We start from the raw sequence: 25,770 nt of genomic DNA on the forward strand, positions 1-25,770 counted from the left end.
CCGCTCCCACAGTGGATCGTATTTCTACTATAAGAACTCGATCTAATGTGGGAGCGGGCTTGCTCGCGAAGAGGCCGGCTGCATGGGCACCGAATCAGCTTTCAGGCCAAAACGCCCGAATCCCCGCCACACCTTGTGCACCTGCTTGCCAAGCCTTCTGTTGCTCCGCCGGGCCAACACCGCCCAACAGAAACACCGGCTTGCTGAAGCCATCGATCAAGCCCGAAGCCCGCTCCCACCCCAACGGCTCAGCCCCCGGATGAGTCAAGGTCGGCTGCACAGGTGACAGCGTCACAAAATCCACCCCCATCTGCTCCGCCAGTGCCAGCTCTTCAGCGTCATGGCATGAAGCCGCCAGCCAGCGCGATGCGGGCAACGGCCGGCCGGCAGCGGCGTACTTGCGCAGCTGAGCAGAAGTAATGTGCCAACCGGCAGCCGGAAAGTCCCCCAGCCATTCGAACGGCCCCTTGATCATCAGCTGCGCCTTGCCGGCACACAGGCCCACGGCATCCACCGCCAGGTCGCGATACTTGGGGTCATAGCCGTTCGGTGCCCGCAGCTGAATCAGCTTGATGCCGCTGGCAATGGCTTTCTGGATACCGCGCAGCAAGGCCGGGGTTTCCAGATCCTCGGGAGTGATCAGGTACTGTGCCGGCAACCGCGCTGCGGCGACAATTGGCTGATTCGCTGCCGGGAACTCATAGCTCGACAGGTCGCGAGGCGCAACCCAGGCCAGTGGCTGCCCTTCGGCGCCGTGGGGTTCGCCAGTGAACGCCGAGACTTCCCAGACATCCAGCAACACCTGCTTGTCCGGGTAATCATGGCGGACCTTGATCAGCGGACGCGCCGCACCGACCACAATTCCCAGTTCTTCATGGAGCTCACGGGCCAGCGCGGTTTCTACCGATTCATCGGCCTCGACCTTGCCGCCCGGAAACTCCCACAGACCACCCTGGTGCTGAGTATCGGCACGGCGGGCAATCAGGATCTGGCCACTGCTGTCACGGATGACGGCGGCGGCGACGTGTACAGGTTTCACTGTTGCATCTCCTCCAGTCCTGCCTTCTGCCAGGCCTTGAAGGCCGGCCATTGGTAGAGGGTTTCGACATAAGCTTCGTCGGCAGCCGGCAGCGATACCTGATAGGTACGCAGGCGCACGGCGATCGGGGCGAAGAACGCATCGGCCAGGCTCACGCGACCAAACAGGTACGGCCCGGCTTCGGTGGCAACGGCACGGCATTCAGCCCATAACGCCAACATACGCTCGATATCGGCGCTCACTTCAGGCGGCACCGGGTTCAGCGGTGCGTCGTGGCTCAGATCGAACGGCATATGGTTGCGCATGGCGAAAAAGCCGCTGTGCATTTGCGCACAGGCGGATCGGGCCTGAGCACGGGCGACGATGTCGGTCGGCCAGAGTTGTTCGCCAGGAAACTGCTCCGCCAGGTATTCGGCAATCGCCAATGAGTCGGCGATGGTGACGCGAGCCGTTTGCAGCAGCGGTACCTTGCCGGTCGGCGAATGCTTGAGCAAGCGCTCACGGGTGTCGGGTTGGTTCAGCTTGATCAGCTCTTCGGTGTAGGGGGCGCCAGTCAGATCCAGGGCCAGGGCGCCGCGCAGGGACCAGGAGGAAAGCAGTTTGTCGCCGATGATCAGGTGCAGGCTCATGTTCGGGACCTTTGAAGGTAGGGACAGCCAGTCTAGTAAATGACTGACAAACCGCCATCGCTAGCAGGCTAGCTCCCACACTGGATCGAGGTGTACACAAATCCAATGTGGGAGCCAGCCTGCTGGCGATGGGGACGACTCGGTCTTAAGTACGGTATTCGGCGTTGATCTTCACGTACTCATGGGACAGGTCGGTGGTCCAGATGGTTTCGCTGCAGTCCCCGCGACCCAGCTCGATGCGGATGGTGATCTCTTGCTGCTGCATCACCGCCGCGCCCTGGGCTTCGGTATAGGTCGCAGCACGCGCGCCACGGCTGGCGATGCACACCTCACCGAGGAACACATCGATCTTGCTCACGTCCAGGTCCGGTACGCCGGCACGGCCGACGGCGGCGAGGATACGGCCCCAGTTCGGGTCGGAGGCGAACAATGCAGTCTTGATCAGCGGCGAGTGGGCCACGGTGTAACCAACGTCCAGGCATTCCTGATGATTGCCGCCGCCGTTGACTTCAACGGTGACAAATTTAGTCGCGCCTTCGCCGTCACGAACGATGGCCTGGGCCACGTCCATGCACACTTCGAACACCGCCTGCTTCAACTTGGCGAACAGCTCACCTTCGGCGCGGGTGATTTCCGGCAGCGCCGCCTGACCGGTGGCGATCAGCATGCAGCAGTCGTTGGTCGAGGTGTCGCCATCGATGGTGATGCGGTTGAACGACTTGTTGGCGCCGTCCAGCATCAGGTTTTGCAGCACATCGCGCGAAACTTTGGCGTCGGTGGCGATGTAGCCGAGCATGGTCGCCATGTTCGGACGAATCATCCCGGCGCCTTTGCTGATGCCGGTGACGGTGATGGTCACGCCGTCATGCTGGAACTGGCGGCTGGCACCCTTGGGCAGGGTATCGGTGGTCATGATGCCGGTGGCGGCAGCTTCCCAGTTATTGATCGACAGGTCGTCGAGGGCGGCCTGCAGCGCGCCTTCGATTTTCTCGACCGGCAGTGGCTCGCCGATCACACCCGTGGAGTACGGCAGCACCAGGCTGGCATCGACACCGGTCAGCTCGGCCAGCTTCGCGCAAGTGCGCTCGGCAGCCGCCAGGCCTGGCTCGCCGGTACCGGCGTTGGCATTGCCGGTGTTGGTCAGCAGATAACGGACAGGGCCTTGCACACGCTGCTTGGCCAGGATCACCGGAGCTGCGCAAAAGGCGTTCAGGGTGAACACGCCGGCAACGGTCGAGCCTTCGGCACAGCGCATGACCACAACATCCTTGCGTCCCGGACGCTTGATGCCGGCCGAGGCAATACCGAGTTCAAAACCGGCAACCGGGTGCAACGTTGGCAAAGGACCAAGACCAACAGCCATGAATGCGCTCCTCAATGAGTAAAGTCAGCACCGCTTCAGGAAAACGGTGATTGAAATGGTAAAACGCCGCGACGGCATAAGCCGGTCGCGGCGCGGGTATTTCAGCGATTGAAACGGGTTTACTGGATCTGCCCGTGGCAATGCTTGTATTTCTTGCCCGAACCGCAGTAGCACAATTCGTTACGGCCCAGCTTCTGCTCGTTGCGTACCGGTGCGGCGGCGAGGGCCACATCGACCTCTTCGCCCAACACTTCCGGCTGCTCCAGGCCTGGAGCTTCTTCATGCAGGAACTGCATGCGTGCCGCCAGTGCTTCGGCCTCCTGACGCAGGCGCGCCTCTTCTTCGACCGGATCTTCGCGACGAACCTGCACGTGCGACAGCACACGAATCGAGTCGCGCTTGATCGAATCCAGCAGCTCGGAGAACAGCGTGAACGACTCGCGCTTGTATTCCTGCTTAGGGTTCTTCTGGGCATAACCACGCAGGTGGATGCCGTGACGCAGGTGGTCCATGGTCGACAGGTGGTCTTTCCACAGGTCGTCCAGTACGCGCAGAACGATTTGCTTCTCGAAGGTGCGCAGCGCCTCGGCGCCCGCCTGGTCTTCTTTCTCGTTGTACGCAGCGATCAGTTCCTGCATCAGCTTCTCGCGCAGGGTTTCTTCGTACAGGTGATCGTCTTCGTCAAGCCACTGCTGGATCGGCAATGCCACGCCGAAATCGCTCTGCAATGCAGCTTCCAGACCGGCCACGTCCCACTGCTCAGGCAGCGATTGCGGCGGAATGTGTGCGCTGACGGTAGCGTTGAGCACGTCTTGACGGAAGTCAGCGATGGTTTCACCGATGTTGTCCGCAGCCAGCAACGTGTTACGCATGTGATAGATCACTTTACGCTGTTCGTTGTTGACGTCGTCGAACTCGAGCAGTTGCTTACGAATGTCGAAGTTGCGGCCTTCAACCTTGCGCTGGGCCTTTTCGATGGCGTTGGTCACCATGCGGTGCTCGATCGCCTCGCCTGGCTGCATGCCCAGGGCCTTCATGAAGTTCTTCACCCGGTCAGAGGCGAAGATGCGCATCAGGCTGTCTTCCAGCGACAGGTAGAAGCGGCTGGAACCGGCGTCGCCCTGACGGCCGGCACGACCACGCAGCTGGTTGTCGATACGACGCGATTCGTGACGTTCGGAGGCGATCACCTGCAAACCACCCGACTCGAGCACTTGCTGGTGACGCTTCTGCCAGTCGGCCTTGATCTGGGCGATCTGCTCAGGGGTCGGGTCTTCGAGGGAGGCAACCTCCACTTCCCAGTTGCCGCCCAACAGGATGTCAGTACCACGACCGGCCATGTTGGTGGCGATGGTCAGTGCACCCGGGCGACCGGCCTGGGCGATGATCTCGGCTTCCTTTTCGTGGAACTTGGCGTTCAGAACCTTGTGTTCGATGCCTTCCTTCACGAGCAGGCTGGACATGTGCTCGGAGGTTTCGATGGTCGCAGTACCCACCAGCACCGGGCGACCGGCCGCCATGCTTTCCTTGATGTCGGCGACGATTGCCGCGTATTTCTCTTCGGCAGTCAGGAACACCAGGTCGTTGTAGTCCTTACGGGCCAACGGCTTGTTCGGCGGAATGACCATGACCTGCAGGCCGTAGATCTGATGGAACTCGAACGCTTCGGTGTCTGCGGTACCGGTCATGCCGGACAGCTTGTTGTACAGACGGAAGTAGTTCTGGAAGGTGGTCGACGCCAGGGTCTGGCTTTCGGCCTGGATGTTCAGGTTTTCCTTGGCTTCGATGGCCTGGTGCAGGCCTTCGGACAAGCGACGGCCCGGCATGGTGCGACCGGTGTGCTCGTCGACCAGAACAACCTGACCATCCTGCACGATGTATTCGACGTTGCGGTGGAACAGTTTGTGCGCGCGCAGACCGGCATACACGTGTGTCAGCAGACTCAGGTTATGCGCCGAGTACAGGCTTTCGCCTTCAGCCAACAGGCCGATGCTGGTCAATGTTTCTTCGACGTACTGGTGACCGGCTTCGTTGAGTTCGACCTGACGGCTCTTCTCGTCGATGGTGTAGTGACCGGCCTGGGTCACTTCGCCTTCCACCTCTTCGACGTGCAGCTTGAGCTGCGGAATAAGCTTGTTGACCTCGATGTACAGCTTGGAACTGTCCTCTGCCTGACCGGAAATGATCAGCGGGGTACGGGCTTCGTCGATGAGGATGGAGTCGACTTCGTCGATCACGGCAAAATTGAGTTCGCGCTGGAATTTTTCTTCCATGCTGAACGCCATGTTGTCGCGCAGGTAATCGAAACCGAATTCGTTGTTGGTGCCGTAGGTGATGTCGGCAGCGTAGGCAGCACGCTTCTCTTCCGGCGGCTGGAACGGCGTGACCACGCCGACCGTCAGGCCGAGGAATTCGTAGAGCGGGCGCATCCAGTTGGCGTCACGACGGGCCAGGTAGTCGTTCACCGTCACAACGTGCACGCCCTTGCCGGACAGCGCGTTGAGGTAAACGCCCAGTGTTGCCACCAGGGTCTTGCCTTCACCGGTACGCATTTCCGCGATCATGCCTTCATGCAAGGTCATGCCGCCGATCAGCTGGACGTCAAAGTGACGCATGCCCATGACGCGCTTGCCGGCTTCGCGGGCGACCGCAAAGGCTTCTGGCAGCAGCTTGTCGAGGGTTTCCCCTTTGGCGAAGCGGGCCTTGAACTCATCTGTCTTGGCACGCAATTGATCGTCCGAAAGGGCCACCATTTGCTCTTCGAAGGCATTGACGAATTGCACCGTCTTGAGCATGCGTTTGACTTCACGCTCGTTCTTGCTTCCAAAAAGTTTCTTTAACAAAGGCGCAAACATATCGGCAGGATCTTCCACACTAAAGGGATGGAGGGCGGCCCCGTGAGTCGCCCGTGCAGCCCTCATGGCCGCATGCGAACGAGCATTCTACCCGGAAACGGTGGTGAGGAAAGTGGCGTTATTCCACGATGCTGGCACAGCGCTGTGACGGGGCTCACTTAAAATAGGGGCGTTTTGCTGAACTTCAACCCACTCATGGCAGAAGTTACTTGTTGATTTAATGGGTAAAGCGCGCGCAAAGCAATGGGGCAGGTGCATTCCCTGCTTTCTGCTACCATGGCGCCTCTGTTACTTCAGGTGTCTGATCATGGCATTTCGCCCTCTTACGGCCAGAGCACCCGCCGTTCTGCTTCGCGAAGCCAAGCCGCTCAAAGCCATTCTCGGTCACGCACAACGCCTGGGGCATTTACAACGCCTGCTGGAAAGCCAGTTGCAGCCTGCTGCCCGTGAGCATTGTCATGTCGCGTCCTGGCGCGAAGGCAGTTTGTTGCTGATTGTCACCGACGGTCATTGGGCCACCCGCCTGCGTTACCAGCAAAAACGCCTGCAACGGCAACTGCAGATGTTCGACGAGTTCGCCAATCTGACGCGCATCCTGTTCAAGGTGCAGCCGCCTACCGTTCAGCGAGGCGCGACCGGGCATACGATGGATTTGTCCGTTGATGCGGCCGCGACCATTCAGGCCACGGCCGATGGCATCAGCGACCCCAATCTGCGGGCGGCGCTGGAGCGCTTGGCGGCGCATGCCAGACCCAGGACCTGATACAAATCCAATATGGGAGCGGGCTTGCTCGCGAAGGCAGTGGGTCAGCCGACATCAATGTTGAATGACACACCGCCTTCGCGAGCAAGCCCGCTCCCACAGTTAGATTGTTTCCACTCGCTACCTGCGTTTTTTGCTGCCTAGCAACGACCCCATCAAGCCTCGCACCAGCTGTCGGCCAAGCGAATTGGCCGCCTGTTGCATCGCCGATTTCAGCGCCTTCCCTGCCGCCGTACCGAGAAACTCCCCGGCCTGTTCGGTGAAGCTCGGCTCTGCAGCCGCCGGTTTTTCGGGCGAGGCTTGGGCCTCAGGCGCCAGCCCCTTGCGCCCGATCAGCACTTCATAGGCTGACTCGCGATCGATCGGCTTGTCATAACGCCCCTGCAATGGCGAACCGGCGATCAGCGCGGTGCGTTCTGCGGCGCTCAGCGGCCCGATGCGCGATTGCGGCGGTGCCACCAGCACCTGCTGGACCATTGCCGGTGTGCCTTTTTCCTGCAGAGTGCCGACCAGGGCTTCACCAATCCCCAGCTCGGTGAGGACCGACAGGCTGTCGAACGCCGGGTTCGGCCGGAAACCTTCAGCCACCGCGCGCAGGGATTTCTGTTCCTTGGCGGTGAACGCGCGCAACCCGTGCTGGATACGCAGGCCCAACTGCGCCAGCACATCATCCGGCAAGTCACCCGGGGACTGGGTCACGAAATACACGCCCACACCTTTGGAACGAATCAAGCGCACGACCTGTTCCAGGCGATCACGCAACGCCTGGGGCGTGCCGTTGAACAGCAGGTGCGCTTCGTCGAAAAACAGCGCCAGCAACGGTTTGTCGGCATCACCGCGCTCCGGCAGTTGCTCGAACAGTTCGGCCAGCAGCCACAACAGAAAGGTCGCGTAGACCTTTGGCGCCTCGTGCACCAGGCGGCTGGCATCCAACAGGTGAATTCGCCCGCGACCGTCGGCGGTTGGCTGCAGAATGTCTTCGAGCTGCAACGCCGGTTCGCCAAACAAGGCTTCGGCGCCCTGTTGCTCCAGGGTCGCCAGGCGCCGCAGCAGCGCCTGGCTGGAGCCTGTTGTCATCAGCGCGGCGTCGTCACCCAGCAACAGCGGGTTGTCGCGCAGGTGATTGAGCAACGCCTTCAGATCCTTGAGATCCAGCAGCAACAAGCCTTCGCGGTCGGCGACTTTGAATGCGGCATACAACGCCGACTGCTGGCTGTCCGTCAGCTCCAGCAGACTTCCCAGCAGTAGCGGCCCCATTTCACTCAGGGTGGTGCGCAATGGATGACCTGACTGACCGTGAACATCCCATAAGGTCACCGGGTATGCCTGAGGCTTGTGGTTCAGCCATGGCATCCCGGCGATGCGCTCGGCAATTTTGCCCTGGGGGGTGCCGGCAGCGCCCAGACCGCAAAGGTCACCCTTGATGTCGGCGGCGAACACCGCCACTCCGGCATCGCTGAAGGCTTCGGCCAAGCGTTGCAACGTGACGGTTTTGCCGGTGCCGGTGGCACCCGCAATCAAACCGTGGCGGTTCGCCAGGCGCATTGCCTGGGCAATCGGCTGACAGGCGAGGTCGGCACCGATAACGAGTTGCAATGAATCAGGCATTTGGTCACCCATGGTTAATCTTTAATCCTGCACGGCCGATAGAGGTAACGACAGACCAGTCTGAAAATCGAGTAGGACATTTCCCCTAAGGAAAGACGGAAATATCAGCTTGTTTCAACACTGCCCAATCCGCGCGCTTTTATAAAAAGCACGCACTGGACATTAAGACCTTAGCGGAACCTCAAGCCATGAACAAAAATCTGCGCTTCAGCCATAAGATCCTGCTAGCTGCGGCTCTTATCGTGATTGCCGCCTTCGCCTCATTTACGCTGTACAACGACTATTTGCAGCGCAATGCCATTCGCCAGGACCTGGATAATTATCTCAACGAGATGGGCGATGTGACCGCCAACAATATCCAGACCTGGTTGACCGGCCGCATTCTGCTGATCGACAACCTCTCGCAAAATATTGCGATCAATCCAGAGCAGGCCAACGTATCGGCGCTGCTGGAACAGAAAGCCCTGACGTCGACGTTCATGGCGACCTATCTGGGTGACGCCACCGGGCACTTCACCATTCGTCCGGATGCGAAGATGCCTGATGGCTTCGATCCGCGGGTTCGCCCCTGGTACAAAGGTGCAGAAAGCAGCAGCACGCCTACCCTGACCGAACCCTACATCGACGCGGCGACCGGGCAGCTGATCATTTCCATGGCCACGGCCTCGAGGAAAGCCGGACAAAGTGTCGGAGTGGTGGGCGGTGACCTGAGCTTGCAAACCTTGATCGACACCCTCAGCGCCCGTGACTTCGACGGCATGGGTTATGCGTTTCTGGTCAGTGCCGACGGCAAGATCCTGGTTCACCCGGACAAAGCGCTGGTCATGAAAACCCTGAGCGAGGCCTATCCGAAAGATACCCCGCGCATCGGCAGCGGCTTTGCCGAGGTAGAGGTCGACGGCAAGACACGCATTGTCTCCTTCACCCCGATCAAAGGTCTGCCTTCGGTCAACTGGTACATCGGTCTGTCGGTCGACAAGGAAAAAGCCTTCTCGATGCTCAGCGAATTCCGTACTTCGGCGGTCGTTGCCACCGTTATCGCAGTGGCCATCATCATTGCCCTGCTGGGCATGTTGATCCGCATCCTGATCCAGCCGCTGCACGTGATGACCCGCGCCATGGCCGACATTGCCGACGGCGAAGGCGACCTGACCAAACGCCTGACCATCGAGAACAACGATGAATTCGGCAGCCTCGCTACCGCATTCAACCGTTTCGTGGAGCGTATCCACACCTCGATCCGCGAAGTGTCCTCGGCGACCGGGCAAGTGAACGAAGTGGCGTTGCGCGTAGTGGCCGCTTCCAACTCGTCGATGTTCAACTCCGACCAGCAAGCCTCGCGCACCAGCAGCGTGGCGGCAGCGATCAACCAGCTCGGCGCCGCCACCCAGGAAATCGCGCGCAACGCCGCGCAGGCATCGACACAGGCCAGCGACGCCCGCAGCCTGGCTGAAGACGGCCAGCAAGTCGTGGACCGCAGCATTGTCGCGATGAATCAGCTGTCGAGCATGCTCAGTGCCTCAAGTACCAACATCGAGTCGCTGAACAACAAAACCGTGAACATCGGGCAAATCCTCGAAGTCATCACCAGCATTTCCCAGCAAACCAACCTGCTGGCACTCAACGCCGCGATCGAAGCTGCCCGTGCCGGTGAGGCGGGTCGTGGTTTCGCCGTGGTGGCGGACGAAGTTCGCAACCTCGCGCACCGTACCCAGGAATCGGCGCAACAGGTGCAGACCATGATCGAGGAGCTGCAAGTCGGCGCCCGGGAATCGGTCAGCACCATGAGCGACAGCCAGCGCCACAGTCAGGACAGCGTGGAAATCGCCAACCTGGCGGGCGAGCGCCTCAACAGCGTGACACTGCGCATCGGTGAAATCGACGGCATGAACCAATCGGTGGCCACTGCGACCGAGGAGCAGACGGCGGTGGTCGAGTCGATCAACGTCGATATCACCGAGATCAATACGCTGAACCAGGAAGGTGTGGAAAACCTGCAGTCGACGTTGCGGGCGTGCTCGGATCTGGAGCAGCAGGCGGCGCGGTTGAAGCAACTGGTAGGTAGTTTCCGGATTTAAGGCGCTCTTGCGGGCCTCTTCGCGGGCAAGCCCGCTCCCACAGGGATCCTCATCGGGCACAGGTTTTGTGTACGACGCAGATAATCTGTGGGAGCGGGCTTGCTCGCGAAGAGGCCATCAAGAACTCTATATACAGCCCGGCTGCCCCCCACCCGCAAAACCCCAACCGAACATCTATTCTTCATAAAGGTCAACCAAGGGAGTACCAGGACCGGACCGGAGGGATGTTCACCGTGCATATCGCTGACATAACCATGTTCTACGCCCCTGCCAGTGGGGGCGTGCGAACTTATCTGGATGCCAAGCACCGTCGCCTGGGCATCAGGCCAGGCATTCGCCACAGCTTGCTGATTCCCGGATCATCCTTGAGTGAACAGGATGGCATCTACAAGGTTCCGGCCCCCGCCCTGCCCTTCGGCAAAGGCTATCGCTTCCCTCTTCGCCTCGCGCCCTGGCGCAATGTCTTGCACGATTTGCAACCTGACCTGATCGAAGTCGGCGACCCCTACCTCACCGCCTGGGCGGCGCTTGATGCGCGTCGGCAACTTGATGTCCCGGTCATCGGTTTTTATCACTCAGACTTGCCGCTACTGGTGAGCAATCGCATGGGCAACTGGGTGACGACCAACGTCGAAGCCTATGTCAGCAAGCTCTATGGCAACTTTGACCGGGTATTGGCGCCAAGCCGGATCATGGCCGACAAGCTGGTCGGGCTGGGAGTGAAGAACGTTTTCGTGCAACCGCTGGGGGTCGACCTGCAAACCTTCCATCCCGGTGCCAGGGACCCGGAACTGCGGGCCGAACTGGGCATTGATGAAAATACTCATTTGCTGATCTTCGCGGGGCGTGGCTCGAAGGAAAAAAACCTGCCCGTGCTGCTGGACTGCATGAAACGCCTGGGCCGGCGCTATCACCTGCTGCTGGTCGGTTCGTCGATGCCCGCCGCGGTGCCGGGTAATGTCACGGTAATCGATGGGTTTCGTCCAGCCGCCCAGGTCGCGCGGCTGATGGCCAGTGCCGATGCGCTGTTGCATGCCGGAGATCAGGAAACCTTTGGCTTGGTGATCCTCGAAGCCATGGCCAGCGGCATTCCGGTGGTAGCGGTGGCGGCCGGTGCCTTTCAGGAGATTGTCACCGAAGAATGCGGCCTGCTCTGCGCGCCCAACGATCCCGCAGCAATGGCCAATGCAGTGCGTGAATTATTCAATGGCGCCAGCGCGATACTGGGTCGACAGGCTCGCAGCCATGTCGAACGGCATTACGCCTGGGACGCGGTGGTCGATAGTCTGTTGGGGCACTACCACGCCGTACTGGGCAGTCACTGGCCGCTGACGGCTAATGGTTGAGCCCATGAACAATCGCGGCCTGTTACTTGTGCTGCATGACGTCGCGCCGCCGACCTGGAGTGATTACCAGCCGTTCGTCGAAGCCGTCGATGCCTTGGGCGACATACCGATGACCTGGCTGGTGGTACCGGACTTCCACCGTCACAGCAATCTGGACACCCATCCGCAAATGCGCCGCCTGCTCGGCACACGGATCGCGCGGGGCGACGAGTTGGCCCTGCATGGCTATTTCCATTGTGATGACGGTCCAAGGGCAAGCAATCCCCGCGACTGGTTCATGCGCCGGATCTACACCCACGAAGGCGAGTTTTACAGCTTGTCCCGGGAAGCAGCCCTCAGCCGACTCCACGCCGGTGTCGAACTGTTCCAACGCTACGACTGGCCGCTACAGGGTTTCGTCGCGCCTGCCTGGCTGATGAGCGAAGGCACCCGGGACGCGCTGCGCCAGCTCCCGTTGAGTTACACCAGCGATGCGCAGCATTTATATCGCCTGCCAGAATTCACGGTGATTGATGCCCCGGGGCTGGTGTGGAGTGCCCGCAGTGCCTGGCGGCGGGGAATATCGAAGATTGTCAGCGATCGCCGTGAGCAGCGCTGGCAGGATGCCCCCGTAATTCGCCTTGGTCTGCACCCGGTGGACATGCGACATGAGTTCTCCCGCACTTACTGGCTGCAAACTCTCCAGCGCCTGCTCGAGGACGGACGTGTGCCATTGACCAAGGCGCAGTGGTTGGCGCAGCACAGCCACTGTTTTGGCCGCGCCGCATGAGTCGGGTGATTGTGCTGGTTGTCGGCCTGCTCGCTGCGGTGCTGATTCCGTTGTTGCTGGGCGGTAACGAGACGTGGTCGAGACTGCAGGGCTTCCCGCTGAACTGGCTGCTGATCATGTTCGCCATGATCCTGCTGTGCTGGATTATCAATACCCTGCGTTTGCGCCTGTTGCTCGCCGACCAGCGCGACAAGCTGGGTCCATTGAAAAGCCTTGGCGTGGTGATGGCTGCCGAATTCGCCTACTGCGCCACTCCTGGCGGCAGCGGCGGACCGCTGACCATCATGGGCTTGCTCGCCCGTCACGGCGTGCGCCCGGCCAGGAGCAGCGCGGTGTTTGCCATGGACCAGCTCAGTGACCTGTTGTTTTTCCTCTGCGCACTGAGCGGCATCCTGATTTACGCACTGTTCCAGCACCTCAGCGAACGCATGGAGTGGCTGCTGATGGTGAGCGCCATATCGATGTTCGGCGGGTTGTTCAGTTGCGTGATGCTGGCCCGCTATCATCGGCTGCTGATTCGTCATAGCGGTCGTTTGCTGGCGCGCCTGAAGGTTAAAAGCAGCACCCGAATGCGCTGGGCACGAAAGCTCCTGCATTTTCTGGCGGCTTTTACCGACACCCTCAGGTTACCTTTTCAGACGTTGATCATGGTGTTCGCCCTGACCTGCCTGCACTGGGGGTTGCGCTACAGCGTGCTGTACCTAGCGCTACGGGGCCTGGGAGCGGATTTGCAGTGGGCCTGGAGTTTTCTGATCCAGATGCTTTCGCTGAGCGCGGGGCAATTCAGCCTGTTGCCCGGTGGTGCCGGGGCGGCGGAATTGACCTCGGCGGCGTTGCTGGCGCCCATGGTGGGGAAATCGACAGCGGCTGCGGCGATTCTGATTTGGCGCGCGGTGACGTATTACTTTTACTTGCTGGTGGGTGGCCCGGTATTTTTGCTGATGGTCGGGCGGCCATTGCTGAAGAAGTTGATGAGGTTCAAGGAGGCGTAAGTTTGTCCTCAGACTCTTGTTGCAGTTGCTCCCACAACTGGGCAGCCCCAGGAAAATCGGTTCCGTCTTCAGCACTCAGATCATCAGGGTCGTAGCGACTCAAACAGCCTTCGCCCAATGTGGCTGGTGCTTTGGAAGTGGCTTTGTCGAGCGGATCAGCCATGTTCATGTCCTCAGTGCAGAAACGGCGAAGGGCCTGAAGCGATTGAACGCCCAGGCCCTTCGAATTTCAACCCTGTCGTTGGGCTGTCAGAACACCACGGTCTTGTTGCCGTGCACCAGCACCCGGTCTTCCAGGTGATAACGCAGGCCCCGGGCCAGAACCATCTTCTCGACGTCACGACCGAAACGCACCATGTCTTCGATGCTGTCGCCGTGATTGACGCGTACCACGTCCTGCTCGATGATCGGACCGGCGTCCAGCTCTTCGGTCACATAGTGGCAGGTAGCACCGATCAGTTTCACACCACGCATGGAAGCCTGATGGTAAGGCTTGGCGCCAACGAATGATGGCAGGAAGCTGTGGTGGATGTTGATGACCTTGTGCGCATACTCGCTGCACAAGTCCGGCGGCAGGATCTGCATGTAGCGGGCCAGCACCACCACTTCGGCATCGTGCTGCTTGACCAGGCGCGATACTTCAGCGAACGCCGGTTGCTTGTCCTGTGGATTGACCGGAACGTGGTAATACGGAATACCGTGCCACTCCACCATGCTGCGCAGGTCATCATGGTTGGAAATCACGCAGGAAATTTCGCAGTCCAGTTCATCGCTATGCCAGCGGTGCAGCAAATCGGCCAGGCAGTGCGACTCGCGACTGGCCATCAGTACGACACGTTTCTTTTGTTCGGTATCGGTGATGCGCCAGTCCATCGAAAATTCTTCGGCGATCGGGGCAAAAGCTTCGCGCAACGCTTCAATACCGAATGGCAGAGAGTCGGCACGAATTTCGTGACGCATAAAGAACCAGCCACTGAGATTGTCCGAGTGATGGCTCGCTTCGGTGATCCAGCCATTATGTGACGCCAGAAAGTTACTGACTTTGGCAACGATGCCGACGCGGTCCGGGCAAGAAATCACCAGGCGAAAAGTGCGCATGAGGGGGAAACTCCAGAACTTCGCAAAGGCCGCCATTCTAGCGATTACGCAGCAAAACTGCAGTATTGATGATGCCCAGGCTGCGAAGAACGCACGCAAGCTCGGGTGATCGGCTTCGCGCCTGCCCGCGCGGATGCTCTTGATTGTCCATTGCGGTTGTTGTTTGTAAACATTCGTAAAGGATCGGGTCACACTTTTAAAATGCTCAGGCAATGCGCTCGCTTGCAGTGCAACTAAAATAAATAAAACCGGGGTTAATTGTTTACTTGATGAAACACCCTGACTATTATTGCCGCACTGTCACCTGCCATCCAGCGTCCTACATAAGGTAGTCACCATGTCCTTGATCAACGAATATCGCGCCACCGAAGAAGCTATCAAAGAGCTGCAAGCCCGTTTGAAGAACCTGTCCCAAGACGACAAACTGCAAACCGAGCTGGAATTCGAAGGCAAACTGCGCACCCTGATGGGTGAATACTCCAAGTCCCTGCGCGACATCATCGCGCTGCTGGATCCAGAGTCCAAAACCAAAGCACCACGCGGCGGCGCAGTAAAAACTACTGGCACCAAGCGTGCTCGCAAAGTTAAACAATACAAAAACCCGCACAATGGCGAAGTCATCGAGACCAAAGGTGGCAACCACAAAACTCTGAAAGAGTGGAAAGCCAAGTGGGGCGGTGATGTGGTTGAAGGCTGGGCTACCCTGCTGGGCTAAGCCGCAAAGCTTGTCGCAGACGGATCCGTGACGATAAAAGAACGCCAGCAAATGCTGGCGTTTTTTTATGCGCGAAATCCAACCTGCGGCTGTTCGATCTCAAAGATTCAAACGTTGGCGCAATTGCTGGACATACCCCTGCCACTCGCTCAGTACCTCTCGCTGAGGCGCAGTAGCAGTAAGGTTCAACTGGCTTTGGGCCGCGAGAAAACTTTCCAGGGTATTTGGCGCTCCCCATTCAGGATCCGACAGACGCTTCTGACAGAATATTCTCCAGCGCTCCAGTTCTTCGCTACTCAACAAGTCTGGAAAGTTACGTGCGCGATATCGAAACAATAATTCAGGCAAACGTTCATCATCGAACGGCCACTGATCCTGACCTAATTGTGCCGGGTCCACGGTTCTGACTTGTTCACATAAACGCCGATCCCGATCGCCAATAAAACCGTCATATAACTGTTGCTCGGGGTCCTGGTTTTGAGAAAAATCCTCCCGCGCATAAATCGCCGAAACTTTATCCTGCCAAACTTTCTGCGCGTCGTTTAGCCGCAGCACACGCTGTTGATACAAAGCCATATCCAGCCCGAGACGATGCTGATCCTCAGGGCGAAGCACCGCCAATGGCGCCACCACCGGGCATTTGTTGATGTGGATAAGTTTCAGCGGTACCGGCAATTCGTCTTCCGCCAGATCTTCACGGCGGGTGTAAAGGCGCTGGCGCAAGGTTTCGGCATCAAGATCGAACAGGCCCTGGGGGTCCAGGTGCAAGTCACAGACTATCAAGGCATTCTTGTTGCGCGGGTGCCAAGCCAGCGGCAGCACCACGCCGACGTAATGACGTGCCGCAGAGAAGCGCCCGGAAATATGCACCAACGGCTGCAGCAGGCGAATCTGCTCCATCACCTTGTGCTTACTGCGCAGCTGGAACAACCAGTCGTATAGTTTTGGCTGTTTTTCCCGGATCAGCCGAGCCAGGGCGATTGTGGCGCGAACGTCAGACAGCGCTTCGTGGGCATTGCCATGGTCAATACCGTTGGCAGCAGTCAAACGTTCGAGCTTGAGCGTTACCCGCCCTTCTTCATCCGTCGGCCAATGGATGCCATCAGGGCGCAAGCCATAGGCTGCGCGCACTACATCGATCAGGTCCCAGCGGCTATTGCCGCCCTGCCATTCGCGCGCATAGGGATCAAAAAAGTTTCGGTACAAGCTATAGCGAGTCATCTCGTCGTCGAAACGCAAGGTGTTGTACCCTGCGCCACAGGTGCCCGGTGCAGCCAGCTGGGCATGTACCCGGGTCATGAAATCCGCTTCGCTCAAACCGTGTTCGGCCAGTATTGCCGGGGTAATCCCGGTAATCGCGCAGGCCGCTGGATGCGGCAGGATGTCGTCACTGGGTCGACAGTAAAGATTGACCGGTTCGTCTACCTCATTTAAATCAAAATCCGTGCGCAACCCGGCCATTTGCAAAGGTCGGTCGCAACGGGGATTGATACCAGTGGTTTCGTAGTCGTACCAGAAGATGGAGGTCACGGGCGCTTCCTGAACTGAAGATCGGCAAAGTCTAGGCGTTCACATCCCGCCCCGGCCAGCAATCTTGTCATTGGAGCACCTTGTACGCACTCTCATGCAATACATAGTTATGTCGTGTTCCCCGGCGAGGCTGCCAGCATCGAACAGGGATATCCCGACCAGGTCCTGTCATGGCGTGCCAATACGCAGGCGCTGCGCTCACAGTGCCTTCAGACAGACGCCGGTAACGGTTGAAAGCTGAAGTATTGCCTCAGCGCCTCGACCAGTTGCCCATACTCCGGCGGCGCCTGTTGAACGCTGAATCCGGCGTCGTAGTGCTGAGGGGTTGCGTCTTCATGACACCACAGGCAGCGCGCCCGCAGATCGATGACTGGCGTGCAGTCCTTGCTGGCAGGAAGCTTGAGGCGCAAATCGAAATCGGCGCCGATCATCATCGGCAATTGGCTGATCAGCATCAGCCCGTCTTTGGAAACGTTGCCCAGGAAACCTATGGGTTTGCCAGTGACGCTGTTGAACACTTTGAGATAATACGGCAGCTGATGCCGCTCAATCCGGCGATGGGTGAACATGTGAGATTCGCCATGCAAGGCTCTTAAGCAGAGCCGCACTACTGCTTCGGAACGGGTCTGGATTTATCGATGCCCGCTCTCCCCGTTCCCGGTGCATCAGTCATTACGATGCTGTGGATTACTTGTGCCGGTCACAGGTGATGCCCGGTCTGGAGCCTGGGCTCTCAAACCGGTTTCTTCGACTATAGCTCACCAGCGCCGGGGAGCCAGCCATTGGCTGCTCACCACCATCAGAACTGCGTCGGACGTACCGCGGCGGCACTGCGCAGCGGGTAGTGGCCCAGGCTCTGCAAGGTTTCCAGGCGGGCACGGGCGCGGTAGGCGTATTCGCTTTGTGGATAAGTAGCGATGATGAATTGATAGGTCTGTGCCGCATCGATGAACATCATCGTTCGCTCCAGGCACAGGCCGCGCAACATCGATACCTCCGGCCACACATAAGGCCGCGCCCGGCTGGCCCGCTCGACCTTGGACAGCTCCCGCGTCACCTGCTCGCAATTGCCCCGGTCATAGGCGCTGTAGGCATTATTGAGATGATGGTTCATCGACCAACGGGTGCAGCCCGTCACACTGAGGGCAAGGGCAGCAATGAGCATGAATCGCATGGGGGGATCTCCTGTCTTGAACGCTGTATCGACCTGCGCACGGAAATCTTCAGGCTGAGGCGAGCAAAGTTGCCGGGGTCAATAAAGAAGGCAATCAGCAGGTCCTACTCAAAAACCAGGTGCTTCCAAAAAACCAGGTGCCTCAAAAAAAGTAGTGCAAACGAACAATGACTACACCTCGAGAGCATAGTAGCCTCACTCAGCGCTTGAACTCAGGAGTCTTTGCATGTCCGTCCGTCGTACCAAAATCGTCGCCACCCTTGGCCCGGCCAGTAACTCGCCGGAAGTTCTCGAACAGCTGATTCTGGCTGGCCTGGACGTCGCCCGCCTGAACTTCTCCCACGGCACCCCCGACGAGCATAAGGCTCGCGCGAAGCTGGTCCGTGACCTCGCCGCCAAGCACGGTCGTTTCGTCGCCCTGCTAGGTGACCTGCAAGGCCCGAAAATCCGTATCGCCAAATTCGCCAACAAGAAGATCGAGCTGAAGATCGGTGATCAATTCACCTTCTCCACCAGCCATCCGCTGACCGAAGGCAACCAGCAAGTGGTCGGCATCGACTACCCGGATCTGGTCAAGGACTGCGGCGTGGGCGACGAACTGCTGCTCGACGACGGTCGCGTGGTGATGCGCGTCGATACCGCTACCGCCACCGAACTGCACTGCACCGTGACCATCGGCGGCCCGCTGTCGGACCACAAAGGCATCAACCGTCGCGGTGGCGGCCTGACCGCACCGGCCCTGACCGAGAAAGACAAGGCCGACATCAAGCTCGCTGCGCAAATGGAAGTCGACTACCTCGCGGTGTCCTTCCCACGTGACGCCGCCGACATGGAATACGCCCGTCAACTGCGCGACGAAGCTGGCGGTACTGCCTGGCTGGTGGCGAAGATCGAACGCGCTGAAGCCGTGGCCGACGACGAAACCCTCGACGGCCTGATCAAAGCCTCCGACGCGGTGATGGTTGCCCGTGGCGACCTGGGTGTGGAAATCGGCGACGCCGAGCTGGTGGGCATCCAGAAGAAAATCATTCTGCACGCACGCCGCCACAACAAGGCAGTGATCGTCGCGACCCAGATGATGGAGTCGATGATCCAGAACCCGATGCCGACCCGCGCCGAAGTCTCCGACGTGGCCAACGCCGTGCTCGACTACACCGACGCCGTGATGCTGTCGGCCGAAAGTGCTGCCGGTCTGTATCCCCTGGAAGCCGTCCAGGCCATGGCGCGGATCTGCGTAGGCGCTGAAAAGCACCCGACCAGCAAGACCTCCAGCCACCGCATCGGCAAGGTCTTCGAAAGCTGCGACCAGAGCATCGCCCTGGCGGCCATGTACACCGCCAACCACTTCCCGGGCGTGAAGGCGATCATTGCCTTGACCGAAAGTGGCTACACGCCGTTGATCATGTCGCGCATCCGCTCTTCGGTGCCAATCTACGCCTTCACCCCACACCGCGAAGCCCAGGCTCGCGCGGCGATGTTCCGTGGCGTGTACACCATTCCGTTCGATCCGGCTTCGCTGGCGCCTAATGAAGTCAGCCAGAAGGCGATCGACGAGCTGGTCAAGCGCGGCGTCGTGGAAAAAGGCGACTGGGTCATCCTGACCAAGGGCGACAGCTACCACACCACCGGCGGCACCAACGGGATGAAAATCCTGCACGTTGGCGATCCTCAGGTCTGAGTCATCAGCTGAAAAACAAAAGCCCTGCCATGTGAATGGTGGGGCTTTTTGCGTTACAGATGCACCTGAATCCAGCGATAGCCATGCGCCACCCGTCAACTTTGACAGTACACGGTTAAGCGATTTGCAGGCTGAATGAGCGTTCCCGTGTGACCGCATGGGAACTCATTCGACGGAGCGAATCCATGACGACTCAAAATGCCACTCAGACACTTCGACAGCCCAGCATGCTGGACCCGGGCTTTGGCGACAAACAAAACGGCACGGTCTTGCTGCAAGGATCAAGGGTAGAAGCCCTGACTGTTTTGAAAGGTGACGGCGCCCATCAAGGAAAAATCATCGGTGTCATCCGCAATGGCTCTACATTCCGGCTGTTTCGACTCGACAGGTCAGGACGGCCGGACAGTTCCTTCGGGTCAGACGGAACGGGTTATACACTGGGGAGCTTTGGCGCAGATACAACCACGTCGTTACCCAGTGCGCTAACCGTCACCGACGATGGCAGTATTCTAGTGACAGGGCATGTGCGCCAATCCAGTTTGGATCCCAGCTACCCTGCTGCCGTTCTGTTCCATAGCAATGGAACGCCGAACCTGGTTTTTGGCACTTTCAAGTTTGAAGAAGCGCCACCTGCACTCCACCTGGAATCGAGTGTTCTGGATGACTTGAGTCCCATTCAAGATAAGGCCGGGAAAATCCGGTTTACCGTCAACAACGACCTCCCCAGCCCTTACCGTCATTGGGGGTTACTGATTCAATTGACAGCCAATGGTGAGTTGGACAAGGACCTCGACGGGCGGGGGTACATCTACTGTCGGCACAACAACGAAAATACCGCAACGGTTGGCGTAGTGACACAGGCTGACGGCGGAATAGTTTTGGCGGGATACACGCCGAGCCAAAGCTTTTTGGCTGGATTCACTTCCAGTGGCGAGATCGATCCGACGTTTGGAAGCGGGGGTAGCAAAACATTGGTATCCACCCAGGGTACGATCAGGCTCAGCAAGGTTCTTGTGCAACCCGATAACCGACTGGTTGCTGTCGGCACATTGACAACAGCTCCTCAGCGCGGATGGGCAACACGAACACTCAGCAAAGGAGCTACGGACGACACTTTCAATGATGGCAACGAATTCATCATTCAATTCCCTCTTAGAAACCTGCGGTTGAACTCGGCAGACCTGGATTTGAAAGGGTCGATCGTGGTGGCGGGTGAAATAGACCAGCGATTCTGCGTAGTCGGTCGTATTACCGAAGATGGGCGCGCTGACACTACGTTCTCCCCCACGGGGTTGAGTGATCCATTTGCTGCGGACACACCCAATGTAACAACCAGTGTCTGCGTGCAGAGTGAGACTCGAATCATTGTCGCCGGGCACAAAACGGAAGCTTCAGTCAGTGGTTACCATGCCTAGAACAACTGCGAACATCCTGATAGGGAGCGGTTGCTGAAAAACCAAAGCCCTGCCATGTGAATGGCGGGCTTTTTGCGTTTACCCGGGCGTCTGAACACGGTACCCCCCCATGCATTAACTGTCATTTTTGACAGTATCTATTTTCCCTCCACAGTTTTATTAATGGGCATCTGCGGATCTCTACAAATGTTTTTCGCGCACACTAAGGAGAGTAAAAATGCCCATTTCAGACCCAACCCGGTCAGCAAACATGGCCGGTAAAATCGATTTGACCTTCGGGGTAAACGGCGTCGCGTCTATCGACGTACCTGGAGCAACGGGATCAAACGTCTATGGAGTTATCAACGGCCCTGACGGCACCCTGTACGTGTGTGGGGATGCACGAATCCAAGGTTCTTCAAAGTTTTTCATCACTGCCCTGAATTCAACAGGCACAGTCATCAGCGGCTTTGGCGACAACGGTTACGTCATCGACGTGTTTGAGGAAAATGAATTCTCACATGCGGGTCAACTTGCCCTGACAGATAAAAAGTTGTTGCTGCTTGGATCTTCCTATATCGGTCGCGACCTGTTCCCCGCCTTGGCCCAACTGGATCTACAAGGCAACTTTGACCCAACGTTCGGAGAAAACCAAAGCGGCAAAATTGTTATCCATCTTCCCAGTCCACCAGGCACATCCTCTGACCAGGATCGTCCAGACCCCTTTACACTCGAGGCAACGAACAGCGGTGACACAGGCAAAGGCTCAGCGAACATTCTTGCTGACGGGAAGGTCCTCCTTTCTCACTATTTTTTCAGGCCTGGCCTGCCAAACCATGGTCTGATCATTCGCACCCACGCCAATGGTTCACTAGACACTGAATTCGCCGGGCGCGGCTATCTCACCGTCGTCGCTCCCGGCTTTGAGAACGGCCAGACACAGGTCGAAAGTGTCTCAATCGATACAGAAGGTCGATACCTAGTGTGTGGCGGGCTCTACGACTTGGGCTCATCGCCCCTGAGTACCTTCTTTGCTCGTTATAGCCCTGAAGGCCAACCCGATACATCGTTCGGACCGAAAGGATTCAAGATTATCCAGAGCCCGGAGGATCTCCTTGGCGGAGCACGGGCCACGGCGCTTATTCCATTACAGGGGGGGAGAGTTTTAAGCCTCGGCAGTTCCGTTCATGATCCCTACGTTGGCCAAATGTTGATGCTGAAAAACGACGGCGAACTGGATCCCGGCTTCAACTTGGGTAAACCGGTCTACACACAGTTGGCTGAAAGCAGCACGATCTGGAGAGCGTTCACCTGTCAAACCAACGAAAAAATTGTCGTCGCCGGGGCGATAGACAAACGAAAAGACTCCTTCAATTTCGACATCGTCATCGCCCGTTTTAATAATACGGGACACCTGGACACGGAGTTCAATGATGGACTCGGCTGGGCACGAACACGTTTGAGCGCCCTCTCCCATGGAGCTAATGCCGTCGTTGTACAAAACGACAAAATTGCCATTGGCGGTGTTTCCAACAAAAAGGGTATTGTTGTGCGTTACTACAGTTGACGCACTCGCTTTCCATTCCCGTGCTCCCGCACGGGAATCTCAACGCCTGTTGAAAAACCCGACAACGCCCGGCTCGCGCGGCGCTGCTCCGTGGCGTCTACACCATCCCGTTCGCTTTTTACTTTTTGATCCGATAGTTGTGTCGTACCGGCCAACCTCATCGTGAGCAGGCTCGCTCCTACAGTTGTTCGTACATCGTCTAACCAACCCAATTCCCTGTGGGAGCGAGCTTGCTCGCTTTGAGGCCCGCCCGATCGGCAAAAAAATTCAATGCCGCTTGATAAACCCAGACAACGCCGCCAGTGCTTCAGGCGAGCGCAGCCGCTGGGTGAACAACGCGCCCTCTTCCTCTATCACCTTGCGCAACAATTCCTGGTCCGGGGCTTTCATCAGTTGCTTGCTGATGCGCACCGCCTCGGGTGGCAGCGCCTCGAAGCGCAATGCCATCTCCCGCGCCTTGGCCAGCGCCTCCTCGCCACTGCCCAACGCTTCTGACGCAATGCCCCACGCGGCCGCCTGCTCACCATTAAAACCCTCACCCAGCAGCAACAACTGCGCCGCCTTGGCCTGGCCGAGCAGGCGAGGGAGAATCAGGCTGGAGCCGAATTCCGGGCAGAGGCCCAGATTCACGAATGGCATGCGCAACCGTGCATCACGGCTGACGTAGACCAGATCGCAATGCAGCAACATCGTCGTGCCAATGCCCACCGCCGCGCCGGCCACGGCAGCGACCACCGGCTTGCGGCATTCAAGCAGGTTGAGCATGAAATGAAACACGGGGCTGTCGAGATTGCCCGGTGGTTGCTGGATGAAGTCGGCGATGTCGTTGCCGGCGGTAAAACACTCGGTGGAACCGGTGATCAGTACGGCCCTGATGTCAGGGTCGTTATCGGCCTGATTGAGGGCCTCGGCCAGGTGGCTGTACATGGCGCGGGTCAGGGCGTTTTTCTTGTCGGGGCGATTCAGGCGCAGGGTCAGCAGGCCGCGTTCGCGTTCAATCTGGATGGCATCGGTCATGGAAGGTCTCGCGTCTGAAAATTCAGCGTTCAACCGCGAGGCAGGAATACGTCGGCCAGCAGTTGATTGCGCGGCAGTCCCGCCAGATACAAGCGCCGGGCAAACGCGTCGACACTGTCGGGGGACCCGCAGAGTAAGGCTTGGGTTTGTCGGGAAACAAGGCGCAGTTGCGCCAAAGCCGCGGGCAACCCGGCCGGGGTCCATAGTTCGATGTTGAGGTTCGGCCGACTGGCGGCCATGGCTTGCAGGGGTTTGGCCAGATAATGCTCGTTGGCATCATGGGCCAGATGAATGACACGGATAGCGCCCTGGTGCTCCTGTCGCAGGGCCTCACGCAGGACGCCGAACAACGGCCCCAGGCCTGTCCCGGATGCCAGTAACCACAACGGCCGCAAGTGCCAGTCGGGATCGTAATGCAATGCCCCGCCGCGCAACTCGCCAAGTCGCAGTGGGTCGCCGATTTTCAACTGACGCGCAGCGTCACTGAATTCCCCGGGTTGGCGGCAGTCGAGGTGGAACTCCAGGAAACGGTCCTCTTCCGGCAGGCTAGCCAGGGAATACGGCCGCGCAACGTGACCGGCCCACAACACCAGATGCTGGCCGGCGCTATAGCGCAACGGGCGTTGAGGCGACAGGCGCAGGCGCAATACGCTGGAGCTCAACCAATCGACCGCAGCGACCTCGGCCGGGCGGCCATCCTGTTGCGGGTCAAAAGTGTGTACTTGCAGGTCTTCGATCACCTGGCACTGGCAGGCCAGGCGCCAGCCCTGCTGACGCTGCTCGGTGCTCAAGGCATCGGGGCGATTATCGCCTGGCAAACCCTGCACGCATTGCACCAGACACGCATGGCAGCTACCGGCGCGACAGCTGTATGGCACCGTCACGCCGTTACAATTCAGCGCGTCGAGCAAATTGCTGCCCTCCTCCACCGACCATTGCCGCTCACCGACCCGCAGCTCAGGCATCGGCGTTCTCCCACGCCGCCGCGCAGCGGTTACGACCGTCACGCTTGGCGCGATAGAGCGCCTGATCGGCGCGCTGCAAGGCCTCGTCCAGGTCATCGCCGAGTTCCAGCAAAGTCATGCCCGCGCTAAGACTGAGGCTTTGTACATTCAACCCCACCATCTCGACATCGGTGAAGGCGATACGCAGCCGCTCGCAACAAGCGGTCAGGCGATCAGTATCACAATCGGGCAGCAACACCACGAACTCTTCGCCACCGTAACGGGCCAGCACATCGCCCTCACGCAGGCAGGCGGAAGCCACTCCAGCGAAGGCTTGCAGTACCTGATCACCCGCGGCGTGACCATGCACATCGTTGATACGCTTGAAATGGTCGAGGTCGATCAGCGCCAGGCCATGGGCGACACCGGCGTCCATTGCGTTCAGCTCGCGGGAAGCCAGACGCAGGAAGTGCCGGCGATTGAATAACCCGGTCAGTTCATCGGTGGCCACCAGATCTTCGAGCTGACGCATCATGCCGCGCAATGTGTCCTGATGCGCCTGCAGGGCAAAACGCCGCTGACGCATACGTTGCCGCGAAGCCTGGACATGACTGGCATAGAGCACCAGCCACACCAGCACAATGAACAGCACACACACCTGCAATACGGCCAGCGCCGGGTCGGCCAGTTCAAAGTGGTAGCCCTCCCACAGCGTGATCGCACTGAAGCTTGAAAACACCAGCAATGCACAGCGAATGAAGGCCTGGCGGGAGAGGTGGAACAGGCCGAACATCAGAATCAGCAGGTAAAACACCAGGAAGGCGCCGCGCGCCTCATCCAGATGGGCAATCAACCAGGTTTGCCAGCCCAGGCCCAGCAATACTTGCAGTTCGGTCAGGCTAGGGTCGGAAAGCTGCAGATTACGCCCACTATAAAACACCGCGAACAGTACAAGCTGGCTGAAGACTACCAATGCGCTGCCGATGGCGACGCTGGCCAATGGCGCATCGTAGTGGCCGGTGAAAAATGCCAGCCACAGCAATAGTAAAGCCAGGGCATAGGTACCGGCGGCGAGGGCAAAGCGTTTGAGTAAAACTCGTTGAATGGCGTTATGGGTCAATCGTTGACTCACCGTGCGAAGGAATGCTGTTTTGAGTGTCCTACTCTACAGGCCGGGTATTACTTTAGTGGCGCTCCGGATAAATGACCAT

The 25,770-nt window shown here is 58.8% G+C and carries 22 protein-coding genes; 9 read left to right on the plus strand and 13 right to left on the minus strand.

The genetic code is table 11. From position 1 onward, the window contains the following. Positions 1–94: 94 nt before the first annotated feature. From KW839_RS13510 to secA, 4 genes are all read right to left on the minus strand, one after another. Positions 95–1,039 (minus strand): Nudix family hydrolase, encoded by a 945-nt coding sequence (locus tag KW839_RS13510; protein ID WP_060539633.1) that lies wholly within the window; start codon positions 1,037–1,039, stop codon positions 95–97. After that, positions 1,036–1,668 carry a glutathione S-transferase family protein gene (locus tag KW839_RS13515; protein WP_060539632.1) on the minus strand — a complete coding sequence of 211 codons (633 nt, stop codon included), beginning with the start codon at positions 1,666–1,668 and terminating at the stop codon, positions 1,036–1,038. The genes KW839_RS13510 and KW839_RS13515 overlap by 4 nt, the downstream gene beginning before the upstream one ends. Before the next feature lie 145 nt (positions 1,669–1,813). Then, on the minus strand, positions 1,814–3,031 hold the full coding sequence (argJ, locus tag KW839_RS13520) for a bifunctional glutamate N-acetyltransferase/amino-acid acetyltransferase ArgJ (RefSeq protein ID WP_218424613.1): 1,218 nt from the start codon (positions 3,029–3,031) through the stop codon (positions 1,814–1,816). Between the two features lie 119 nt (positions 3,032–3,150). Further along, positions 3,151–5,886 (minus strand): preprotein translocase subunit SecA, encoded by a 2,736-nt coding sequence (gene secA / locus KW839_RS13525; protein WP_060539630.1) that lies wholly within the window; start codon positions 5,884–5,886, stop codon positions 3,151–3,153. Positions 5,887–6,193: 307 nt separating this feature from the next. On the opposite strand from secA, the gene KW839_RS13530 reads away from it, so the two are divergent. Beyond that, on the plus strand, positions 6,194–6,649 hold the full coding sequence (locus KW839_RS13530) for a DUF721 domain-containing protein (protein WP_060539629.1): 456 nt from the start codon (positions 6,194–6,196) through the stop codon (positions 6,647–6,649). A 120-nt stretch (positions 6,650–6,769) separates the two neighbouring features. Here KW839_RS13530 and KW839_RS13535 read toward each other — a convergent pair whose 3' ends face one another. Continuing rightward, entirely contained in the window at positions 6,770–8,257 is a 1,488-nt protein-coding gene (locus KW839_RS13535) for a helicase HerA-like domain-containing protein (protein WP_218424614.1), read from the minus strand. A gap of 188 nt (positions 8,258–8,445) precedes the next feature. Here KW839_RS13535 and KW839_RS13540 point away from each other — a divergent pair, with 188 nt between their 5' ends. The 4 genes from KW839_RS13540 to KW839_RS13555 all read left to right on the plus strand — a co-directional run bounded on the left by KW839_RS13540 (position 8,446) and on the right by KW839_RS13555 (position 13,442). Then, positions 8,446–10,335 carry a methyl-accepting chemotaxis protein gene (locus KW839_RS13540; protein WP_218424615.1) on the plus strand — a complete coding sequence of 630 codons (1,890 nt, stop codon included), beginning with the start codon at positions 8,446–8,448 and terminating at the stop codon, positions 10,333–10,335. Between the two features lie 224 nt (positions 10,336–10,559). After that, complete coding sequence (locus tag KW839_RS13545; RefSeq protein WP_218424616.1) at positions 10,560–11,681, plus strand: glycosyltransferase family 1 protein; 1,122 nt, start codon at positions 10,560–10,562, stop codon at positions 11,679–11,681. Continuing rightward, positions 11,674–12,450: a DUF2334 domain-containing protein gene (locus KW839_RS13550; protein WP_218424617.1), complete on the plus strand. Its 777-nt coding sequence runs from the start codon at positions 11,674–11,676 to the stop codon at positions 12,448–12,450. The genes KW839_RS13545 and KW839_RS13550 overlap by 8 nt, the downstream gene beginning before the upstream one ends. Continuing rightward, entirely contained in the window at positions 12,447–13,442 is a 996-nt protein-coding gene (locus tag KW839_RS13555) for a lysylphosphatidylglycerol synthase transmembrane domain-containing protein (RefSeq protein WP_218424618.1), read from the plus strand. The genes KW839_RS13550 and KW839_RS13555 overlap by 4 nt, the downstream gene beginning before the upstream one ends. Here the strand turns inward: KW839_RS13555 and KW839_RS13560 are convergent. Together KW839_RS13560 and purU are read right to left on the minus strand one after the other, a co-directional pair. Continuing rightward, positions 13,429–13,605 carry a hypothetical protein gene (locus KW839_RS13560; protein WP_177336932.1) on the minus strand — a complete coding sequence of 59 codons (177 nt, stop codon included), beginning with the start codon at positions 13,603–13,605 and terminating at the stop codon, positions 13,429–13,431. The genes KW839_RS13555 and KW839_RS13560 overlap by 14 nt on opposite strands. 86 nt (positions 13,606–13,691) lie before the next feature. Continuing rightward, the gene (gene purU, locus KW839_RS13565; RefSeq protein ID WP_218424619.1) at positions 13,692–14,540 is read right to left on the minus strand and encodes a formyltetrahydrofolate deformylase; all 849 of its coding nucleotides are present in this window, start codon (positions 14,538–14,540) and stop codon (positions 13,692–13,694) included. Between the two features lie 337 nt (positions 14,541–14,877). Here purU and mvaT point away from each other — a divergent pair, with 337 nt between their 5' ends. Further along, a complete protein-coding gene (gene mvaT / locus KW839_RS13570) occupies positions 14,878–15,255 on the plus strand; it encodes a histone-like nucleoid-structuring protein MvaT (protein WP_007933316.1) in 378 nt (125 codons plus the stop codon). 99 nt (positions 15,256–15,354) lie between these two features. Here mvaT and sbcB read toward each other — a convergent pair whose 3' ends face one another. The 3 genes from sbcB to KW839_RS13585 all read right to left on the minus strand — a co-directional run bounded on the left by sbcB (position 15,355) and on the right by KW839_RS13585 (position 17,959). After that, on the minus strand, positions 15,355–16,785 hold the full coding sequence (sbcB, locus tag KW839_RS13575; RefSeq protein WP_060539623.1) for an exodeoxyribonuclease I: 1,431 nt from the start codon (positions 16,783–16,785) through the stop codon (positions 15,355–15,357). Positions 16,786–16,994: 209 nt separating this feature from the next. Next, a complete protein-coding gene (locus tag KW839_RS13580) occupies positions 16,995–17,354 on the minus strand; it encodes a PilZ domain-containing protein (protein WP_060539622.1) in 360 nt (119 codons plus the stop codon). Between the two features lie 230 nt (positions 17,355–17,584). Further along, a complete protein-coding gene (locus KW839_RS13585) occupies positions 17,585–17,959 on the minus strand; it encodes a tol-pal system YbgF family protein (RefSeq protein ID WP_060539621.1) in 375 nt (124 codons plus the stop codon). Positions 17,960–18,185: 226 nt separating this feature from the next. On the opposite strand from KW839_RS13585, the gene pyk reads away from it, so the two are divergent. From pyk to KW839_RS13600, 3 genes are all read left to right on the plus strand, one after another. Then, the gene (pyk, locus tag KW839_RS13590; protein WP_060539620.1) at positions 18,186–19,637 is read left to right on the plus strand and encodes a pyruvate kinase; all 1,452 of its coding nucleotides are present in this window, start codon (positions 18,186–18,188) and stop codon (positions 19,635–19,637) included. A gap of 185 nt (positions 19,638–19,822) precedes the next feature. Continuing rightward, positions 19,823–21,052 (plus strand): hypothetical protein, encoded by a 1,230-nt coding sequence (locus KW839_RS13595; protein WP_218424620.1) that lies wholly within the window; start codon positions 19,823–19,825, stop codon positions 21,050–21,052. Positions 21,053–21,269: 217 nt separating this feature from the next. Continuing rightward, complete coding sequence (locus tag KW839_RS13600; RefSeq protein ID WP_218424621.1) at positions 21,270–22,598, plus strand: hypothetical protein; 1,329 nt, start codon at positions 21,270–21,272, stop codon at positions 22,596–22,598. Positions 22,599–22,865: 267 nt separating this feature from the next. Here KW839_RS13600 and KW839_RS13605 read toward each other — a convergent pair whose 3' ends face one another. The 3 genes from KW839_RS13605 to KW839_RS13615 are packed head-to-tail and all read right to left on the minus strand — an operon-like array spanning position 22,866 to position 25,679. After that, positions 22,866–23,615, minus strand: coding sequence for an enoyl-CoA hydratase-related protein (locus tag KW839_RS13605; RefSeq protein WP_218424622.1), 750 nt, complete (start codon positions 23,613–23,615; stop codon positions 22,866–22,868). Between the two features lie 29 nt (positions 23,616–23,644). Continuing rightward, positions 23,645–24,580, minus strand: coding sequence for an iron-sulfur-binding ferredoxin reductase (locus KW839_RS13610; RefSeq protein WP_218424623.1), 936 nt, complete (start codon positions 24,578–24,580; stop codon positions 23,645–23,647). Next, on the minus strand, positions 24,573–25,679 hold the full coding sequence (locus KW839_RS13615; RefSeq protein ID WP_218424624.1) for a diguanylate cyclase: 1,107 nt from the start codon (positions 25,677–25,679) through the stop codon (positions 24,573–24,575). The genes KW839_RS13610 and KW839_RS13615 overlap by 8 nt, the downstream gene beginning before the upstream one ends. Positions 25,680–25,770 lie beyond the last annotated feature (91 nt).

Source organism: Pseudomonas sp. PDM31 (assembly GCF_019218965.1).
In the GTDB taxonomy this organism is placed as follows: Bacteria; Pseudomonadota; Gammaproteobacteria; order Pseudomonadales; family Pseudomonadaceae; genus Aquipseudomonas.

Excerpts from the sequence above, each read along its gene's own strand:
- KW839_RS13515 (WP_060539632.1), bottom strand. The coding sequence starts at position 1,668 with ATGAGCCTGCACCTGATCATCGGCGACAAACTGCTTTCCTCCTGGTCC.
- KW839_RS13610 (WP_218424623.1), bottom strand. The coding sequence starts at position 24,580 with ATGCCTGAGCTGCGGGTCGGTGAGCGGCAATGGTCGGTGGAGGAGGGC.
- KW839_RS13560 (WP_177336932.1), bottom strand. The coding sequence starts at position 13,605 with ATGGCTGATCCGCTCGACAAAGCCACTTCCAAAGCACCAGCCACATTG.
- KW839_RS13580 (WP_060539622.1), bottom strand. The coding sequence starts at position 17,354 with ATGTTCACCCATCGCCGGATTGAGCGGCATCAGCTGCCGTATTATCTC.
- KW839_RS13595 (WP_218424620.1), top strand. The coding sequence starts at position 19,823 with ATGACGACTCAAAATGCCACTCAGACACTTCGACAGCCCAGCATGCTG.
- KW839_RS13585 (WP_060539621.1), bottom strand. The coding sequence starts at position 17,959 with ATGCGATTCATGCTCATTGCTGCCCTTGCCCTCAGTGTGACGGGCTGC.
- KW839_RS13545 (WP_218424616.1), top strand. The coding sequence starts at position 10,560 with ATGTTCACCGTGCATATCGCTGACATAACCATGTTCTACGCCCCTGCC.
- argJ (WP_218424613.1), bottom strand. The coding sequence starts at position 3,031 with ATGGCTGTTGGTCTTGGTCCTTTGCCAACGTTGCACCCGGTTGCCGGT.
- pyk (WP_060539620.1), top strand. The coding sequence starts at position 18,186 with ATGTCCGTCCGTCGTACCAAAATCGTCGCCACCCTTGGCCCGGCCAGT.
- purU (WP_218424619.1), bottom strand. The coding sequence starts at position 14,540 with ATGCGCACTTTTCGCCTGGTGATTTCTTGCCCGGACCGCGTCGGCATC.
- KW839_RS13540 (WP_218424615.1), top strand. The coding sequence starts at position 8,446 with ATGAACAAAAATCTGCGCTTCAGCCATAAGATCCTGCTAGCTGCGGCT.
- secA (WP_060539630.1), bottom strand. The coding sequence starts at position 5,886 with ATGTTTGCGCCTTTGTTAAAGAAACTTTTTGGAAGCAAGAACGAGCGT.
- KW839_RS13535 (WP_218424614.1), bottom strand. The coding sequence starts at position 8,257 with ATGCCTGATTCATTGCAACTCGTTATCGGTGCCGACCTCGCCTGTCAG.
- KW839_RS13530 (WP_060539629.1), top strand. The coding sequence starts at position 6,194 with ATGGCATTTCGCCCTCTTACGGCCAGAGCACCCGCCGTTCTGCTTCGC.
- KW839_RS13555 (WP_218424618.1), top strand. The coding sequence starts at position 12,447 with ATGAGTCGGGTGATTGTGCTGGTTGTCGGCCTGCTCGCTGCGGTGCTG.
- mvaT (WP_007933316.1), top strand. The coding sequence starts at position 14,878 with ATGTCCTTGATCAACGAATATCGCGCCACCGAAGAAGCTATCAAAGAG.
- KW839_RS13605 (WP_218424622.1), bottom strand. The coding sequence starts at position 23,615 with ATGACCGATGCCATCCAGATTGAACGCGAACGCGGCCTGCTGACCCTG.
- KW839_RS13550 (WP_218424617.1), top strand. The coding sequence starts at position 11,674 with ATGGTTGAGCCCATGAACAATCGCGGCCTGTTACTTGTGCTGCATGAC.
- KW839_RS13600 (WP_218424621.1), top strand. The coding sequence starts at position 21,270 with ATGCCCATTTCAGACCCAACCCGGTCAGCAAACATGGCCGGTAAAATC.